The organism is Rhizobium sp. BK316, from assembly GCF_014193695.1.
GTDB lineage: Bacteria > Pseudomonadota > Alphaproteobacteria > Rhizobiales > Rhizobiaceae > Rhizobium.
On record NZ_JACHZR010000009.1, the window covers coordinates 139,765 to 156,829 of the forward strand.

Consider the following 17,065-nt stretch of genomic DNA (forward strand, 5'->3'; position numbering starts at 1 on the left):
GCTCAACTTACTGGCCTTGAGGTAGCGGTTCTCAGGTGCGACAGGAAGTCAGCTCCGGGCCGACAGCGGAAACAATTTCCGCTTCGCCCTCGCTTTCCAGTCGTGCGAGGCCGCATACACGCTGCTCGAAAGCCGACTCTTTGGGCGATTGGGAAGGTATGGCTATGGGATGAATGTTGTTTGCCCCAACCAAACTTGCAGAACGGGCGAAGTCTTTGCTATCGAGCGCCTACTGGTTGAAGATCGGGAAACGAGCGACACTATGAAAATCCCATTTCTGCGCAATGAACCTGTCGGGGCCACCGCTACCGAGCTCGAGGAACCTGTGTCTGTAATCTCACTGGCGATCGAGCCGCAAAGCCATCTCGAGAAGTATCTCGCCTATTATGTCGGGCGGCTGAAGCCCGGCTATGCCGTACTGGTGACCGGGGAGTGGGGAACGGGTAAAACCCATCAGGTCCGGCGCGCGCTTCCAGACACACATGCCCACTACATCAGTCTCTTTGGCCTTAACACGCCCAGCGAGATTGAAGCACAGATCTTCACCAAGATGTTCCCGAAGGCCTCGGCAGTGAGGCGCTTCGCCGAGAAGATGGATAGCACGTCCGTCGGCATTCCGGTACTTGGATCTCTGGGAACTGGAGGTCTGGCGAGTCTTCTGACTGGACCCTTCATCAAGAATGAGGTCGACAACTCACGCCCACTCATCCTGGACGACCTCGAGCGGTGCACCGTCGAAAACGCTGTGCTGCTCGGAATGATCAATCGATATGTGGAGCACCACGGCTGCCGGGTGATTGTCATCGCGCATGACACCAAGGTGGTTGAGACCTTCGCGGACACCAAGGAAAAGGTCTTCGGCCAAACCCTTCACGTCGAACCGAATGTCGAGGCGGCCTTGGCGGAGTTCGTCGCTTTTTTCAAGGATCCGCAGAAGCCGGACAAGCTTGGCGCCCATCGCCGGGAGGTGCTTTCGACGTTCAGGGAGTCCGGAACTTCCTCTCTGCGAATCCTTCGACACGTCATCGAGGATGTCGGTCGCCTCGCCGATGCCCTCGAGGATCGTCATTTCGAGAACGACATGGCGATGGTGGAATTGGTCCGCCTCTTTTCCGCTCTCGCGGTGGAAGCAAGAACGAACAAGCTGGAGCGCGAAGACCTCTTCAGGAGAAAGGAAAAGATCTTCTCGCATAAAATGGATATGGGGCGCGCGAAAACGGAAGAGCCACCGAAATCCCGGCTATACGACGCTGCCCAAAGATACACGTCAATCGACATTGGAAGCACATTGCTTGGCGATGACGTATTGGCCGAAATGCTCTTTGATGGCCGCTTCACGGAGGAGCACATCCGCACGTCATTGAACAACAGTGCCTATTTTCTCGAAAAGGAGGCTGCGCCGCCTTGGCAGATCGTCGGCAGCTTTGACAAGCTCGATGACGAGTACTGCGATCCCGCGCTGGCACGAATGAACGAGCAATTCGAAAAGCGTCAGGTAACAGATTCCGGCGAGTTCCTGCATATTGTTGCACTGAAGATGATGATGGCGTCCCGTGGCGTGCTGAAGGTCACATCAAAGCAGATCGCCGACGATGCCAAGCTCTACATCGATGATCTCGTGGCTGCAAAGCGGTTGCCGCCGCGAAAGGCTGGCTGGATGTGGACCGAAGAGTTCAAGGACGCATCCGGCGGCGTGATGTATTGGGTCGTTGATTCCTATCGAACTGATTTCGAGGGTGTTTTCGACTATCTCGTCAAGGCTCGTACGAGTGCTCTGACGGACACTCTCCCCGGCAAAGTTCCAGCGTTGCTGGAAGCCGTCAAAACGGATGGACAAAAGTTCTTCGATATGGTTTGCCACAGCCGCAACGCGACTTTGGAATACGAGGACATTCCGATTTTTGCGTACGTGGATCCGGCGGCATTTGTGGATGCCTGGCTGGAATCTCCGAAGACGGGTTGGTACTGGATCGGTAACGCGCTGAAAGAACGACACAAAGTACTCACGCAATATCCTGCGCTGGCTTCCGAAAGTGCGTGGTACCCGCAGGTCCATAAAGAAATGGTCCAGCGAGCACACAGCCAGGAGGGATTGGCGCGAATCCGAATGGAACGCGCTGCAGAATTGATGGGCATCCCAAAGCACGCCCCTGCGACCCGCGCCTCAGCCAAAGCTACGCTGAAACCGACAGTGGCGGCTGCGATTCCTACGCCTGCGGAAGGCGAGGCGGGTGCAGTTCCGGAAAAGCCTAAGCGTGCGCCGAAAGAAGCCGGAGTAGTGCGCGATTGGAACGGTTAAAGGCTCGATCGAAATAAAAGCCAGAAATGGTTGTGTGTCTTCTGTTTTAAACGGTAACACTGGATTGACTTGGAGGCTACACGCTGGCGCACTTCGGGTCAGCCGTGACGCAACGGCGGATTGTCTCGGAGCAAGCCATGCCTGTCGTCGATGCCCGGATTCTCATCCTTTGCAAAACGTATCCGTCGCCCAGTGGCAAGTATGCGGAAACGACCTGCGTGGCTGGCATGGACGAGAAAGGCGACCTTGTTCGCTTGTTCCCGGTGCCGTTTCGCCTGATCGCTGAAGAGCAGCAGTTCAAGAAGTGGCAGTGGATCAAGGCCAAGGTCGAGAAGGCCAAGAAGGATCACCGACCTGAAAGCTTCACGATCAAGACAGACACCATTGAGGGTGGGGCGTTGGTCGAAACCGGAAGGAACTGGGGCGAGCGCCGTCGCTTGCTGTCTCCAGTCAAGCCCTTCATTAATTTCGACGACATAGAGGCTGCGCGCCAACGGGACCGCATATCGCTGGCTCTGTTGAAGCCCAAGAGAATTCTCGGGTTGGATATCGAGCCAGTTTCCAATCCACAGTGGACAGAAGATGATCTGGCGAAGCTTCTTGGCGGCCAGACTCAGGGTGGGCTCTTCGATAAGGATGACAAGCCGTCTATCAGGACGCTACGGAAACTGCCCTATGACTTCTATTATAGATATGAGTGCGGCGAGGGTGCTGCCACCAACGCCTTCAGGCACAAGCTGGTCGACTGGGAGGTTGGTGCGCTGTACCTGACCTGCGACCAACTTTATGGCGATGATTGGGAGCGTCACTTCCGCGACAAGCTTGAGCGAGATATCCCTTCAAAGGACTTGATGCTGCTGATGGGGAACCAGCATAGATTTCAGGATCAGTGGCTGATCATCAGCTTGATCTACCCGCCACACCAGTTGCAGGGCGAACTCTTCTAGTTCGAACCCGGGCGCTTCGGCAGCTTATCTTGGTGGCGCACGTAACGGGCTGGATCGTCGCCAAAGAGGTGTAACATCTCGTAGCCGAAGGCTCCCATCCGCTCGCCGACGATGTATCGGTGACAGGTTTTCGGATCGCGCTCGAAGCAAAGAAGGCAGACCGCCTGTTCCTGCGATGTGACGGCGAGCTTCTCGATGGCTGCAATGGATTCCGGCTGATCGGCATGTGCCGAGTAGATCGTGCGGAAAAGAGCATAGTCACCAGACTTCGCGGCTTCTCGTCCTTCCTTGGGGTCTCCGAGCTCCTGCATAGGAAGGTATCTGATACCAGCATTCTCGAGATGATCTCGGAGCGAATTCTTCGAAAAGCCCTTCTTGCGAGACAATGGAACAGCCCGCACATCGGCAACAGCTTCAACCCCAACGGCGGTGAGCGTTTTCAAGAACCGTTCGATGTCGGTGCCTTCATAGCCGATCGTGTAGACAGTTTTCATCAAGTGCTCCTTCTCCGCCAATGTGAATGGCTTCGCTGGCTCCACGCTTGCGCAGGCAGCCCGTCTCGATACGACATCAGCATGCGTGCCGCCAGAGGCGAGGGAATTTTTCCGATGGCACCAGTCGCACCGCATGGTATCGGGCTCTCTTATCGATAGCTGCCCGCCCGATTTCGGCCCCCAAACGGTCGTCGCTTGATTCGGGGCCAACGACTGCAATTGGGGAAATTCCCGCCAAGACTGCCGTCGTTGTCCGCCAAATGCCGCCGCCTCGTCGCTTATCAAGTTGGAGAAGCGCTGGATCCCTGTGACATCCCTCGTGCCAGCACGAGAAAGGGCTAACCGGGGAGGGATGAGGGCGCGACCATCAATGCGGCTAATCATCCAGCATAAGCGAAAAAAACCTTGCCGCGGCCTGGATCGACAATCGTGATGCTGCCGCCCGTTCCGTATGAGTAAAATGATCCGGTTGACTGGATCGCTTTGTCCGCTTCACCGTCTCGACCGTCTTTAATCGAGATATCGAAGCCGTATTTTCCCAGGTATTCAGAGATCGTAGGCAGATGGCCTTCTGGAAGCTCCACGGACATCATATCTGGATCGTCGTCGTAAGGATGCCACATGCCCAAGGCTCTTTCGTCGCCACGGTCGTCGACCGGTGTTGCGTGCCAGGCTCCCTGTCCCCCTGCAAGCATATCCTTCAGGTGGCTCCCCTGTTTCCGTGCCCAATCTGCGCTCGTATCGGTCAGCCGATAGACAACGAATCCGGTCTCGTTGTCGCCGGGCATGAAACCGACGCCCCAGGATTCCTCCAGACGATACTCGATCTCCGCTACTTCAAGTGGTTCGGGAACACGTGCGAGAACAAAGTTTCGCTCCCAAATTTTCATCCCAACGAAGAGCGATACGATCGCCCCCAGACCAAAAGCGACAATCAGACCTCTTCGGATGGATTGGTCGGGTCGCGTTCGTCGCCAGAGACGGCGTAGCCAAAGAAAGAAAATTGCAATTGTGGCGACGAAAAACAGAATCAAAATCGCGAACACGCACAGCATGAAAATGACGTAGTTCATACGGACCTATCGGAGATGAATGGAATTTTCCAAACGCGCAGACGTCAATATTTTGCATGCCTGGCGACGCTCTGCAATTGAGGCAATGTTTGCTTTTGCGCGCTGTGATATCGCTGCAAGCGGTGGCGCTAATCCGATGATATCCTTGACGTGCAGGCGGCACGGCGCAGGCGAAAGAGTCTCTCCTGCTCAAGGACTTGGGCAGGCTGGATCCCTGTGACAAGCACAGGGATGAGGGAGGTTGGGGTGAGCCTCGGTGCCCAAAGCGACCGAGATGTCATCTGCCGTTAGGCGGACCGTCGCCGTAAGGGAGCATCAGCAGGCATTGGAGGCTTCGGGCCGGGTGGACGCTTTTTGTGAAGCGTCCGAAGGAGTCCTCGAACGCCTCCGTGTTGTCCCCATCCCCTCTCATATCTCCGGCAGGCCAGCCTTCCTAAAACCGTCGACAAAGTGGTCTCGTACAGATGCATCGCGCAGCGGCTGGGAGCTGAGCCAATGGCCGATCGTGAAATGAGGGTGGGCGATCAGGAAGAGTTCTGCTTCTCGCCGCGCCTCCTCCTGGTGGCCCAATTGCGCAAGCGTGGCAGCCAGGAATTTGCGGGAGTTGGTCCGATACGTGTCTTCCTTGCGCAGTGTCGCGGCTGCCGCCTCATAATCACGCGCGGCGTATTGCGCCTGCCCGAGATGACAAAGATACCAGCAGGCTGGACGGGGATTGAGCCGCAGGGCTTTTTTGATCTGCGCCAGTCCGTCGGCAACCCTGCCGTCCAGCACCGAAATGTCCGACATGGCGGCCCAGGTGTCGGCGTGGTTGGGGTCCAGCTCCAGGGCCTTGGCGAAGGCGGCCTCGGATTCCTCCCATCGCCGCTCATAAGCCAGGATGGTCCCCAGAACGTAACGGCAGCCGGCATCATTGGGATCGAGCTCGACCGCCTTCTGCGCTGATGTCACCGCCATCTGACGGTTGGGATCTTCGGGCTCGCCGAAATGGGTCCAGGCCAGCCAACGGTTATAGGCGAGCAGGCCAAGCGCCTCGGCATAGGATGGCTCGAGCTTGACCGCGCGCTGGAGCAGCATATAGGCCTCACGCTCGGTTTGCGGCGACTCTTCCGTCAGCAGACGGGCGCGCACACACAGGTCGTAGGCCTCAAAGTTCTTCGGCCGATTGCGGGGCGGCGGGGTGGTCAGCCGGCCGACGAGGGCTTCGACAATCTTGGCGTTGACCTCATCCTGCAATTCGAAAACATCTTCCACCGTCCGGTCAAATCTCTCGGCCCACAAGTGCCCGCCGCCAAGCGCATCGACCAATTGGGCATTGATGCGGACACGGCCCATTGCGCGTCTGGCGCTCCCCTCCAGGACGTAGCGGACGCCGAGCTCCTGGGCGACGAGGCGTACATCGACCGGCTTGCCCTTGTAGCCGTAGACGGAATTGCGCGCGATGACGAACAGGCCAGCCGTGCGGGAAAGGTCGGTGATCAGGTCTTCAGTCAAGCCGTCGACGAAAGGCTCGTCCGCTTCATTCCCACCCATATTCGTGAACGGCAAGACAGCGATCGAGGGATTTTCCGGCAGTGGCAATATGCTCGGCAGCGCATCCGGCCAATGCCACACGTGGACCGGGCGGGTCAGGTTCTTCAGGTAGCGTTCGCCTGCATCGAAGAACCGGTCGTCGATCTTGTCGAGGATCTCGCCGTGAACGCCGCCTGAAATGCAGATGCCTCCCGGCGCGGCCTGTCTCTCGAGGCGCGCCGCGACATTGACCCCGTCGCCGAGGACGTCCGAACCCTCGTCAATGACATCTCCCAGATTGACGCCTATACGCAAAAGCAGGCGCTGGTCTGCGGAAGCCTCGACAGCAGCGGTGGCCCGTTGCATTTCCAACGCTGCCGCGACCGCTTCCACCGCGCTGCCGAATTCGATCAGGAATCCGTCGCCCATGACCTTGAAGATGCGGCCTTTGTGACGCCTCACAGCCGGCTCGATGATGCCGGAACGGAGCTCCCGGAGGTTTTCCAGCGTTGCGACTTCATCTGCCTCCATCAGGCGCGAATATCCCACCACATCGGCAACGACGATGGCGGCAAGGCGACGCTGAAGAGATGGATCCGTCATGTGAGGACGAGCCTGATGACCAAATTAGCAAGTTATTGTTCAACCACGGGTGAGTCAACAAGTGGTAGGAGATAGTCGAGGCGATCTCCGCCTCCATCGAGCCCAGGACAGGGATGAATTCGGGGTGGGCGCGGCTGCCCAAAGCGAAGCCTGCCGGCAGCCATCCGACTCCATCATAGGGAAAAGCGCTCTATCTTGCTTGCACAATCGCGGAGCAGGAGCATTCTCGGAGCGTTTCGTTTCAGCACCACTCCAGACTGCCGGTTCAGCGGCACAGATCCAAGAGGAGATGAGCGATGGACGCATTGACACCTGACAACATCATGAAGATCGGCATGGGTTTCTGGGCCTCCAAGACAATGCTGAGCGCTATCGAACTCGGTGTCTTCACCGAGCTCGCCGCACGCCCGGCCGATCTGCCGGCATTGCAGGCGAGGCTCGGACTGCATCCCCGCTCGGCCCGCGATTTCCTCGATGCCCTGGTTGCCCTGAAGCTGCTCGAACGCGAGGACGGCATCTATCGCAATTGCCCGGATACCGACCGTTTCCTCGACCGGGCCAAGCCGTCCTATGTCGGCGGCATCCTGGAAATGGCCAATGCCCGGCTCTACGGCTTCTGGGGGTCGCTCACCGAAGCCCTGCGGACGGGGGAAATGCAGAATGAAAGCAAGCATAAGAGGGACTTCTTCGCCGCACTCTATGCGGAACCGGAACGGTTGCGAAGCTTCCTCGAGGCCATGAGCGGCCTCAGCGCCGGGGCGGCGCAGGTCATCGCAGCCAGGTTCGATTGGTCGAAATACGCGACATTCGCCGATATCGGCGCGGCACAGGGCATGGTGCCGGTGGTGATCGCGCGGGCGCATCCTCACCTCAAGGCGATCGGCTTCGATCTGCCCGCCGCCCAGCCGATATTCGAGGCGTTCGTTGCAGAGCAGGGCCTTGCCGACCGTATCCGCTTTCAGGGCGGCAACTTCTTCGAGGATCCGTTGCCTGACGTGGATGTGATCGTGATGGGACATATCCTGCACGACTGGAATCTCGCCGAGAAGAAGCTGCTGCTGGAAAAAGCCTTCGCCGCGCTGCCGAAAGGCGGGGCCGTGATCGCCTATGACGCCATCATCGATGATGAGCGCCGCGAGAACGCCTTCGGGCTGCTGATGAGCCTGAACATGCTGATCGAAACCCCCGGCGGATTCGATTATTCCGGTGCCGACTGTCAGGCATGGATGCGCGAAGCAGGCTTCGTGTCCACGCGCGTCGAGCCCTTGGTGGGGCCGGATTCGATGGTGATCGGCTTCAAGCCTTGAGGTGGGAGGCAAAAGCAGTCACCCATGCATACCGTCCGCATTCTCATTGTCGGACGTCGGCCTCTCTTGCGCGCTTGAAGAACATTTCCAGCGGCTTTGCCGCGGGGGAACGCCCTTAACGGCTCATCCAAGGCATCTCAATCGTCCCGAGCGATACAAGGATCCCGAGACCCATTAGCGCAATGCCCAAAGCACCTTCGAAGCGGCGGCCACGCGGCAGCAGCTTCTCGACGAAAATGACCAGCGTCAGAAGCAGCATCCAGGCGACGCTCATGACGCCGGCCGCGACCAGCACGGCAAACAGCGCCCAGCAGCACCCGAAACAATAGACGCCGTGGCGCAGCCCCATCTCAAGGGCGCCAACCCGGCCATCGCGCCAGTGCTGCGCAACGAAAGCGAGCGGCGAACGGCAATGGCTCAGGCAAATGTGCTTGAGGCTCGTGAACTGGTAGAGCCCGGCTACGCCGAGAGTGGCGCCGAGCGCGAGCGGTGCCCATGTCGACCGCTGAGGCGGATCGAGGCTCGCTGCAAACTCGCTGCCGAACTGAACCAGGAGATAGACGAGAAGGCCTGCCGCCGCCCAGACGAGCATGTAGCCAGCGACGAAGATCCATGTCGGGATGGCCACGTGCTGTTCGCGTCTCGCCTGTGCCGCCGCGAACATGAAGATCATGGGTGCGGCGGCCGGCAGCATCATAGCCGCCATCATCACAGTCCACACCGCCACAAAGGTGACGGCGCCGGCAACTGACCAGCCGGCGGTAGCAATTCCGGCCATAGCCATGCCGGCCATGCCTTCCATACCCTCCATCCCGCCGCGCACGGTGATGCCCATGGGCATGTCCATGCTGAAGGTCTGGTAGAGGGTGAGCGCCCATGCCGCCGCTGTCAGCACAGCGAGCGATGCAAGGAGATACAGCGGCATGCCACGAAGATTCCGGGTGAAACGCCACGATTTCCTTGGGAACGCGCCAGGCAATGGAACGCCGCCCTAGTTCGGGCCGGTCCAGTCGAACGGGATGTGCTTGCTTGAGCGGGCCGTGCCCGTCCAGTCGAACCCGAAGCCCTTGGTGCTCACTTCTACGGAGCGCCCCCAGGTGGCAACCTGGCCCGGGCCAACCTCCGAGCCCGGCGGGTTGATCGTCTGCACCCGCTTTCCGGGTGGTGTCGTTGGGCCGGAAAGCGCTTCTGCGCGCCCGACGACGCGGCCGGGAATTTCGACCCGCCAGGTGGCGAGGTCGCCCGCTACCTCAAAAGTGATCGGCACGAATTCCATGCCACGCATCTCGCCGATATTGGCCGCAAACCCCGCCGGCCAGCCGCCGGCCTGGCCGCCGAAGATCGCCTGCAGGGCTTCGCGCTGCCGCTCGTCCGCCTTCTCGTCGATGTACATGCCCATCACGGCCTTGGCCTCTCCAGCCCAGAGGTTGCCTTCGAACTCGCCGAGCGCCACGAGCGTCAGACCGTCCAGCTTCACGCCGCCATATTGACCCTCGCGCACATGCCAGGCGAGCACGCCCTGGCAATGATTGCCTGTTGGCCGTTGTGCGAACTCGCAAGGACAGGGAATGTCGCAGCTGCAGATGTCGAACCAGTCGCCTGCGAGCCGCCATTGAGGTACTGCATTCATGGCTGTCCCTCCCGGAAATTCAACACCGGATTATACGTCGATGCCGGGTCACAATCCAGTAGTACGTCTGTCGTTCGCTGATAGACTGGCCGCCCGGCCACATATCTCTCACGTGATGCTCCCGCCCGTTCCGTATGAGTAAAACGATCCGGTTGACTGGATCGCTTTGTCCGCTTCACCGTCGCGCCGTCTTCAATCGGGATCTCGGAGCCGTACTTTTCCAGGTATTCAGCGATCGTCGGCGGATGGCGCTCTGGACGCTCCATGGACATCATCTCTGGCGACGCTCTGCATCGGCCAGTCCCTTAAGCCTCGTCCGCGATCCATGCGAGCGAAGCTCCATGCGGGTCGGTCCAGGCGACAGGAGAGCGGTTCACAGACAGGAGGAAGCGCCCGGGTGGCCAGGTTGTTCCTGCGCGCGCGGCAATGGATGGGAACGCGCGGGGGAACTCGTTCGATACCCAATAGGGCGCGAGCCGCATCGCCTGCTCGGCGAAAGCCTCCCTGTCTGCGGGGTCGGAGACGTAGTCGAGGACAGCCGTGTGAAAGACGACAAGGGTGGCGTCCTTTGGGGCTTGCTTGCAGAGTCGAACGAACTCGCTCCCGCGCAGGTCACCCTTCACGATCCGTGGCTTGACCGTGGCGGCGATTCTGACGGCCGCCTGCAGATTGGCAAGCCGTTCCGTCTGCTCCGGCCAGACCAGTGTCTCAAGCCATGCGACCTGCGCAGGATCCGAAGCATCGATTGGACTGAGGTCCAGCCCCGCTCGCCAGACGACGCGTGGTGCGGCCGTCGGCAATGGGGTCGTCTTACTGGCGGAGCAACGCAAGACTGGCGGCTCTGAGCCCATCACGGGGGCGCGGATCGCCTTGTCGCCGTAGTCGTAACCATAGAGGTCGGGCAGGAGGCAGAGCCCTGCGGAGGTGCCGACCTCGAGGAGCGCCAGCGGCTGCGGCAATCGCGCCAGGACAGGGAGCAGCGAGGCGCACCGTCCCGGTTCGTTGGTTTGTGTCGAACGCTCGAGCATCAGCGAACGGACAGCGTTGGGGTGGGCCAGCAGTGCCTGGCGGAACTCGGCCCAGCCCGTCGGCGTGCCGAACAGGTGACGCACCGCCGCAAGCAGAAGGTTCGGTTGCCTTTTCATATCGGGGAGGGTCGACAGGAAGCCGAGTGTCTCCCGGTCCCCGGCAACCGCGCGCGCCAACGCCTCGTAGAGCGGCGAACGGCCGTGGGCTTCCGTATCGGCGAAGTGAACATACCGGGCCGAGATCTCAGCCAAGCCTTCCTCGTCCATATCAGCTGATCCTCGACCACGACGTCTGGCCACAATACACGATATCAGGATCTGATGGCAGTCAATAGACGACCGATACGCGGTGGTCGAATGACCAAGGACATCAAGCCCACACGGCGGATGAGGCTGAGGAACAGGAGCGATAGCCGGTCGGGCGATCACCATGAATTGGGGCCGAGATCGCGCTTGCCGTTCATGACGCGCACGGAGTTCGGGCCGGTCTTGTTCCAGGTCTCGCAGATTTCCTTTCCGGCGTCCCGGCCGGCCTTCCAGGTTCGGCAAAACTTGTTGCCGGCGATGTGCCATTTGCCTTCGATCGGGATCACGTCACCGTTGTCGAGCTTGACCTGACCCTTGGCGGTCCCATCCTTCGATATGGACAGGGTGCCGCTATATCCTTCCTTCGGCCCACCCAAAGTGAGTTCCTTGCCATTCGACAACAGGGCCGTCAGTTCCTTGCCGGTCATCGCGGTCGCGGCGATTGCGGGAAATGCGCCGAAAACAAGGATCACTGCGAAAGCTGCGATGCGTTTCATGTTTCTTCCCTCCACCTGGATGTCGATGATCTCTGATTGCGTCTCTCCAACCTGCCGGGGAAATGATGCACTCCAGGTGTCGATAACAACAATTAGCCATTGCTGATTATGGTATGAAAGAACATTGGTGGTCGGAAAATGTTCTAACAGATGTTGTGCTATCTTGAATTGTGCAACCTCGCGAATCCCGTCAGGGTGTATGCCGGTTCCGCTCTATGCGAAGTTGGGTGAAGTGCCCCACGGCACACCATTACCTCACCCCCGCAGCTCCCCCTTCAAATGGTCCGCCAGCCGCAGCGCCAGCGCCACGGCCGGAAGCGTCGGGTTGGCCTGTCCTGACACCGGAAACACCGAGCTGCCGGCGACATAGAGGTTGGTGAGGTCGTGGCAGCGGCAGTTGCCGTCGACGACGCTCGTGCGCGGCGAGGCGCCCATTCTCGTCAGGCCGATCTGGTGGTAGCCGTCGAGCGCCTGGCGGCGGACGGCGGCGGAGAGCGTTTCCTCGGGGTAGAGCCATTCGACGGTGCCGATCCGCCGTCTGGTGATCCATTCGGCCAGCGCATGGTGGCTCCTGATCAGCGAGGCGAGGTCCTCCTCGGCGAAATCGAAGCTGACGGCCAGCCGTTTCAGGCCGGTTTCGTCGACCTCGGAGCTCAGCCGCACGCGGTTTGCGGCGGCCGGCAGCTGCTCGCCGTGATAGGCGAGCCAATAGAGATGTTCGTCGTTCTTCACGAAGAAATTCGGCTGGCGCTCGGATTTCAGCGCCGCCGTCGTCAGCTGCAGGGCGGCGTTGAAGCTCTCCACGGGGTTTGCGACCAGATCGGACAGCGAGGCGGTATCCGGCGCCTTCGCCTTGAAGGACATGCGGCGCATCCTGCGCCTGCCTGATATCGCCCTGATCATGTTCAGCGTCGCGCGGGCGCCCGCCGTCGAATAGACTTCCTCGAGCGGCGGGCTGCGCAGCCAGAAGACGCTGTTCAGCAGCTCATGTTCCTTCTGCAGCCTGCAGCTCGGGATCAGCCGCGAGCGGAACCAGGCGCCCGTGCCGTTGCGCCGGAAGAACAGCTTTTCCATGAAGGAGCGGTCGGCAAAGCGGATGCGGGCGATCTCGCCGGCCAGATGCCCCATGTAATAGCGCCCGAGCGGGCCTTCCGGGCCGCCGAAGAGCCGCGGCGCGATTTCCTGCGCCGCCAGCAGCAGCCGGGCATTTTCCCGCCCGCCGCAGGCCAGCACGAAGATCGTGGCGCCCAGCGAATGCAGCTTGCCGCGATGCCACACGAGCGCCCGTTTCATGCGGGCGCCTTCGCGGTCGAGATCGAGGCCGATCACGGTGGCCTGGGTGACGAGATGCAGGTTCGGCAAGCTCTCGATCAGCGTCCCGTGGGCCTTCGCCATATCCGGCTGGCTGGCCCAGCTTTCGACCGAGGGTTCGAAATCTCCGCCCGGATCATCCTGCAGGTCCCTTTGTGGATCCGGCCTCCCGGAAGCGGGCAGCTCGGCGCCGAGAAAGGCGCGGGCGTCGTCGTAATAGGCCCTGAAGGCGCTGTGTTCGATCGGCCAGCGCGCATCGCCGCGCACCGGCCTGCCATCGAAATCGCTGTCGTCGAACTCCACGCACCGGCCGCCCCAGGCTTTCGAGGTGCCGCCGACCGCCCGCCTGATGGTCAGGCTCGCTTCGGCATGGTGGGCGGTGCTGATGGAGGCGGCGGCCGCCAGCCGGTTCGTCTTGGCCGAGACGGCCTTGCCGCCGGATTCCAGGAGCGCGACCGAAAGCCCCGACCGGGCAAGTGCCGTGCCCAGCGCCAGACCGACAGGCCCGGAGCCGACGACGCACACGTCGACGCGCCCCGCAAGCAGGCTTTGAAGCGACGAAATCATTTCACCACCCCCCGGCTATGATGGCGGGATCATAGCCGTATTTTGCGGTGTCGTGTAATGTAATTTTAGCGTTATTCAGCCGTCGGTTGTTGCGATGTCGTGAAGGCTTGCGGAGCTGGCGCAGAAGTGATGACCTGTTGACCCCGTTGCCCCGTTTTGTCAGCGACTTGGCCCGCGGCAAATGCTAGAGCTCTGGTCAGAGCCCTTTGGGCGCGGAAAAGGATCAGGGAACCATGACGAGTGCACTCCTCATCATCGATATGCAGATGGTCATGCAGGAGCGGCTCGATGCCGGGCGCGCGCATGTGAACGGCGAGGCGGGGAATAATATCGCAGCCCTTGCCGCCGCCTTCCGCGCCGCCCGCAAGCCGGTCATCCATATCCGCCATCGCGAGGCCGACGAGAGCTCGGCGCTCAACGAACATGCGCCGGGATACCGGCCGATGCCCTGCGCCGTGGCGCGGGAGAACGAGCCGGTCTTCATCAAATCCACCTCGTCTGCCTTTGCCTCCACCGAGCTCGAAGGCTATCTGCGCGAGGTCGGGATCACGCATCTGGTCGTGACGGGAGCGGTCGCCGGCTTCTGCGTCAATACCACCGTGCGCGCCGGTTCCGACCTCGGCTTCAAGATGAGCGTCGTCAAGGACGCCGTGCTCGGCTTCGACCTGCCGGATGCCGATCTGTCGGCACGGGAGATCTTCGACGTGACGATGGCGCATCTGGCCTCCGATTTCGCCGAGATGGTCGAGACGCGGCAGCTGACGGCCATGCAGCCTGCTTGACTTCGACGTCTAATCCCGCTTCTCGCCCACCAGAGCGAAGATCGGTCCGTAGCCGCCGTGCCAGGATGTGTCGTTGCGGCTGAGCGCCGGATTGTAGAGCCCGGTGCCGTTTCCGCCGTCGAGGAAAAGTGCGTCGGGGCATTTCAGCCCGTCGCGGAAGAAGCTTGCGAAATCGTGGAAGTTCACGTCGCCTTCGCTGATGACGAAGCGCAGCGTGCCGTCGGCTGAGAGCCCGACGCCGTTGCGGCGCGTGCGGTCGCTCGAGCCTGGTATGAAGATCGGGTTGATCCTGTTTTCGATGACCAGCATCGGGCCGGATTGGGTGGCGAGCTGCACGTTCGGTTTCTGCTTCAGGAAGTCTTCGGTTGAGACGATGTGGGCGCCGGCCTTATCGAGATAGAAGATGCCGTTCGGCTGCTTGAAGAAGTTCGGCACCGGGCCGGAAACCTTGGGCGGCGCCTCCACGTTGACCGGTATCAGCGCCTTGCCATCCTCGACATAAAGCCCCATCGGCGTAAAATCCTCGCGGTACATGCCAGCATTCATGGCAAAGAGGAGCCGATGTCCTTCACCGGTGACAGCATCGGCGACGCCCGAAAACCTGCGATAGGGCTTGCCGCCGGCATCCTTCCAGAACAGGCGCAGGTCCGACTCTGCGGGATCGACATCGCAGACGATATAGTCGGCGCCTTCGAAGTTTTGGCGCGCGCAGGGGTCTGCCGGCGCCGGCGTGGCGTCTGCATCCGGAGCCTGTGCTTTGGCGGTGAGGGCACCGGCAAGGAGCAGGGCAAAGGCGAACATGGTGCGAAGCATGGCATCTCCTGACTCGTAACCCGTCACTCGTAGCTGATGACCGGGAAAGAAGGCGAGAGCGAGGAGCAAATTAACGTCTACCTGCGAAGCTTGCCGTATGCACACGCTGACCGACCTGCTGCCCTGGATATTGGCCCTACCGCCCGCCCTTTGGGAGATCTGGCGCGTGCGAAAAGCCTATGGCTGGGCGCTCGGCAGCATCGCAAGTATCATCGTTTTTGGAGGCATCGTCCTGTGGGTCGAAGTGGTGATAGGAACCGCGCCGCAGCTCGATATGCGGTTCGGCCCTGCGGGCGCTGCGCAGGCGCTTTGCCTGCTGATCGGGCCGCCGGCGGTCACCGTCTGGATCGCACCGAAATCGAGCCTTGCCGCCGGCATCTTCGCCGGTACCATCGCCGGCTTCTGCCTCTTGTTGCTCACGGCGGTCATCGGGCTTGCCGTGTATGGAGCCTGATCAGAAGCGAGGTCATTGAATCAGTCGTCGCGATGTCGCAGAAATCAGGAAAGCAGGTGTCGCTTCGCCGGTTTTTTGCGACGGCGGTTTCACGAGACTGATAGACAGAGGAGGAGTTATGTCGCTTACGGAGCAGCAGTTCTTCGAATTCGTCCGCCGTAACCCTGTAAACGCTGAATTATTGAGCCGGCTGCGCGCCCTCCAGATCCCCCAAGGCATTCTAACCGCCGGCTGCCTCGTCCAGACGGTTTGGAATTTAAAGTCCGGTCATGATCCTCAGTATGGGATAAAAGACTACGACATCTTTTATTTCGATGACTCCGACCTGTCATGGGAGGCGGAAGACGTCGTCATTCGCCGAGTGCAGCAGGCGGTCGCCGATCTATCCGCGAAGGTGGAGATCAAGAACCAGGCGCGGGTCCACCTCTGGTACAAGGACAAGTTCGGAGCGGAATATCCAGCACTACAAAAGGCGGAGGATGGCATCGACCGTTATCTTACCCTTTGCACAAGGGTTGGTATTCGCCTTTGCGACGACAGCCTTTATGCTCCCGATGGCTTGGATGACATGTGGAATGGCATCCTGCGCCTGAACTCTCTCAATCCTCAGCTTGAATTATACCTGATCAAATGCACCCAGTATCTACAGCGGTGGCCGTGGCTGACGATTGTTGATGGCCAAACAGGGGCGGCAGCGCACCACGACGCTGACGTTCGCACATAATCCACGCCGGCTGTCTATCGCGAAGATCCCGCTTGGCTCTAACTATCAGTGAGACGGGCGCCATAGTACGCCGCCTCTGTGCTCGTCGGGCTGGCTAAGGAAACGGAAATTTCTCAAGAAAATCGTTACAATCCCGCCGGATATCACCCGATTGGGGGTAGCGATTTCCCTGATGATGGCTAGGCTGAAGTCGGCCTTGTGGAGCTGGGCCAAATTGACGCAATTTCGAGGCCGTCTCTCCCGACGAGCCTCTTTTTTTTATGCGCCGGGGGGCATGGTTCAGCCTGCGCAGAAACTACCGGGCGTGGACGCCCAGCAGGTCGAATTCGTCGATCAACCCCACCACCTTCCTGCCATCGAATGTCTCGGCGCCGATGATGCTTTTTCCATCATATTTTTCGGCCTGCAGGATGATGACGTATTTGTCTTCCTGGCGGAAATAGCCGTATTGCGGGATTTCGATATCGATCGGCTTGCCGTAGCTTTGGTCATCCTGCCCGGTGGCAAAGATCGCCGTTCCGTTATCGACATCCTCGGGGGCCGCGGCCCGGCCGGTTAAAAAGCCCGAGTTCGGCAGAGCCGGCCACTTGGCGGCGCCGCTGAAAAGCAGGGCGGCGCAAAGTGCTACGGCAAGCGCCCTTATTGTCTTGAACTCAGTCGTCTTTGCCATGGTCCACTCCTGCCGTGCGAGGAAGGGGCGAGAGGTGCGTCATCCTAT

General features: G+C 60.3%; 16 protein-coding genes. 6 read left to right on the forward strand and 10 right to left on the reverse strand.

Annotation, left to right across the window (positions count from 1 at the left end; translation table 11 throughout):
• Positions 1-262 precede the first annotated feature (262 nt).
• Together FHT87_RS30010 and FHT87_RS30015 are read left to right on the forward strand one after the other, a co-directional pair.
• The gene (locus FHT87_RS30010; RefSeq protein WP_183806337.1) at positions 263-2,299 is read left to right on the forward strand and encodes a P-loop NTPase fold protein; all 2,037 of its coding nucleotides are present in this window, start codon (positions 263-265) and stop codon (positions 2,297-2,299) included.
• 137 nt (positions 2,300-2,436) lie between these two features.
• Positions 2,437-3,246, forward strand: a complete 810-nt coding sequence (locus FHT87_RS30015; protein WP_183806339.1) for a hypothetical protein — start codon at positions 2,437-2,439, stop codon at positions 3,244-3,246.
• Here FHT87_RS30015 and FHT87_RS30020 read toward each other — a convergent pair.
• The 3 genes from FHT87_RS30020 to FHT87_RS30030 all read right to left on the reverse strand — a co-directional run bounded on the left by FHT87_RS30020 (position 3,243) and on the right by FHT87_RS30030 (position 6,928).
• Positions 3,243-3,740: a DUF488 domain-containing protein gene (locus FHT87_RS30020; RefSeq protein ID WP_183806341.1), complete on the reverse strand. Its 498-nt coding sequence runs from the start codon at positions 3,738-3,740 to the stop codon at positions 3,243-3,245. The genes FHT87_RS30015 and FHT87_RS30020 overlap by 4 nt on opposite strands.
• A 380-nt stretch (positions 3,741-4,120) precedes the next feature.
• Complete coding sequence (locus tag FHT87_RS30025; RefSeq protein ID WP_183806342.1) at positions 4,121-4,813, reverse strand: hypothetical protein; 693 nt, start codon at positions 4,811-4,813, stop codon at positions 4,121-4,123.
• Positions 4,814-5,221: 408 nt separating this feature from the next.
• The gene (locus FHT87_RS30030; RefSeq protein WP_183806344.1) at positions 5,222-6,928 is read right to left on the reverse strand and encodes an adenylate/guanylate cyclase domain-containing protein; all 1,707 of its coding nucleotides are present in this window, start codon (positions 6,926-6,928) and stop codon (positions 5,222-5,224) included.
• Between the two features lie 296 nt (positions 6,929-7,224).
• Between FHT87_RS30030 and FHT87_RS30035 the strand changes: the two genes are divergently transcribed.
• Positions 7,225-8,235, forward strand: a complete 1,011-nt coding sequence (locus tag FHT87_RS30035; RefSeq protein ID WP_183806346.1) for a methyltransferase — start codon at positions 7,225-7,227, stop codon at positions 8,233-8,235.
• 115 nt (positions 8,236-8,350) lie between these two features.
• Here FHT87_RS30035 and FHT87_RS30040 read toward each other — a convergent pair whose 3' ends face one another.
• The 5 genes from FHT87_RS30040 to FHT87_RS30060 all read right to left on the reverse strand — a co-directional run bounded on the left by FHT87_RS30040 (position 8,351) and on the right by FHT87_RS30060 (position 13,574).
• Entirely contained in the window at positions 8,351-9,160 is an 810-nt protein-coding gene (locus FHT87_RS30040) for a DUF2182 domain-containing protein (protein ID WP_183806348.1), read from the reverse strand.
• 66 nt (positions 9,161-9,226) lie between these two features.
• Positions 9,227-9,865 carry a DUF1326 domain-containing protein gene (locus FHT87_RS30045; protein ID WP_183735860.1) on the reverse strand — a complete coding sequence of 213 codons (639 nt, stop codon included), beginning with the start codon at positions 9,863-9,865 and terminating at the stop codon, positions 9,227-9,229.
• Positions 9,866-10,170: 305 nt separating this feature from the next.
• The gene (locus FHT87_RS30050) at positions 10,171-11,160 is read right to left on the reverse strand and encodes a DUF2332 domain-containing protein (protein WP_183806350.1); all 990 of its coding nucleotides are present in this window, start codon (positions 11,158-11,160) and stop codon (positions 10,171-10,173) included.
• Positions 11,161-11,318: 158 nt separating this feature from the next.
• Complete coding sequence (locus FHT87_RS30055) at positions 11,319-11,696, reverse strand: hypothetical protein (protein WP_183806352.1); 378 nt, start codon at positions 11,694-11,696, stop codon at positions 11,319-11,321.
• A 255-nt stretch (positions 11,697-11,951) separates the two neighbouring features.
• Positions 11,952-13,574, reverse strand: coding sequence for a GMC oxidoreductase (locus FHT87_RS30060; RefSeq protein ID WP_183806353.1), 1,623 nt, complete (start codon positions 13,572-13,574; stop codon positions 11,952-11,954).
• Positions 13,575-13,807: 233 nt separating this feature from the next.
• Here FHT87_RS30060 and FHT87_RS30065 point away from each other — a divergent pair, with 233 nt between their 5' ends.
• On the forward strand, positions 13,808-14,356 hold the full coding sequence (locus FHT87_RS30065) for an isochorismatase family protein (RefSeq protein ID WP_183735864.1): 549 nt from the start codon (positions 13,808-13,810) through the stop codon (positions 14,354-14,356).
• Positions 14,357-14,365: 9 nt separating this feature from the next.
• On the opposite strand, the gene FHT87_RS30070 is transcribed toward FHT87_RS30065, so the two are convergent.
• Positions 14,366-15,169 carry a phosphodiester glycosidase family protein gene (locus FHT87_RS30070; protein ID WP_183806355.1) on the reverse strand — a complete coding sequence of 268 codons (804 nt, stop codon included), beginning with the start codon at positions 15,167-15,169 and terminating at the stop codon, positions 14,366-14,368.
• Between the two features lie 97 nt (positions 15,170-15,266).
• Between FHT87_RS30070 and FHT87_RS30075 the strand changes: the two genes are divergently transcribed.
• A complete protein-coding gene (locus FHT87_RS30075) occupies positions 15,267-15,623 on the forward strand; it encodes a hypothetical protein (protein WP_183735866.1) in 357 nt (118 codons plus the stop codon).
• A 118-nt stretch (positions 15,624-15,741) separates the two neighbouring features.
• On the forward strand, positions 15,742-16,347 hold the full coding sequence (locus FHT87_RS30080) for a nucleotidyltransferase family protein (protein ID WP_183735867.1): 606 nt from the start codon (positions 15,742-15,744) through the stop codon (positions 16,345-16,347).
• A 295-nt stretch (positions 16,348-16,642) separates the two neighbouring features.
• Here the strand turns inward: FHT87_RS30080 and FHT87_RS30085 are convergent, their stop codons facing one another.
• Positions 16,643-17,017, reverse strand: coding sequence for a hypothetical protein (locus FHT87_RS30085; protein WP_183806357.1), 375 nt, complete (start codon positions 17,015-17,017; stop codon positions 16,643-16,645).
• Positions 17,018-17,065: the final 48 nt, after the last annotated feature.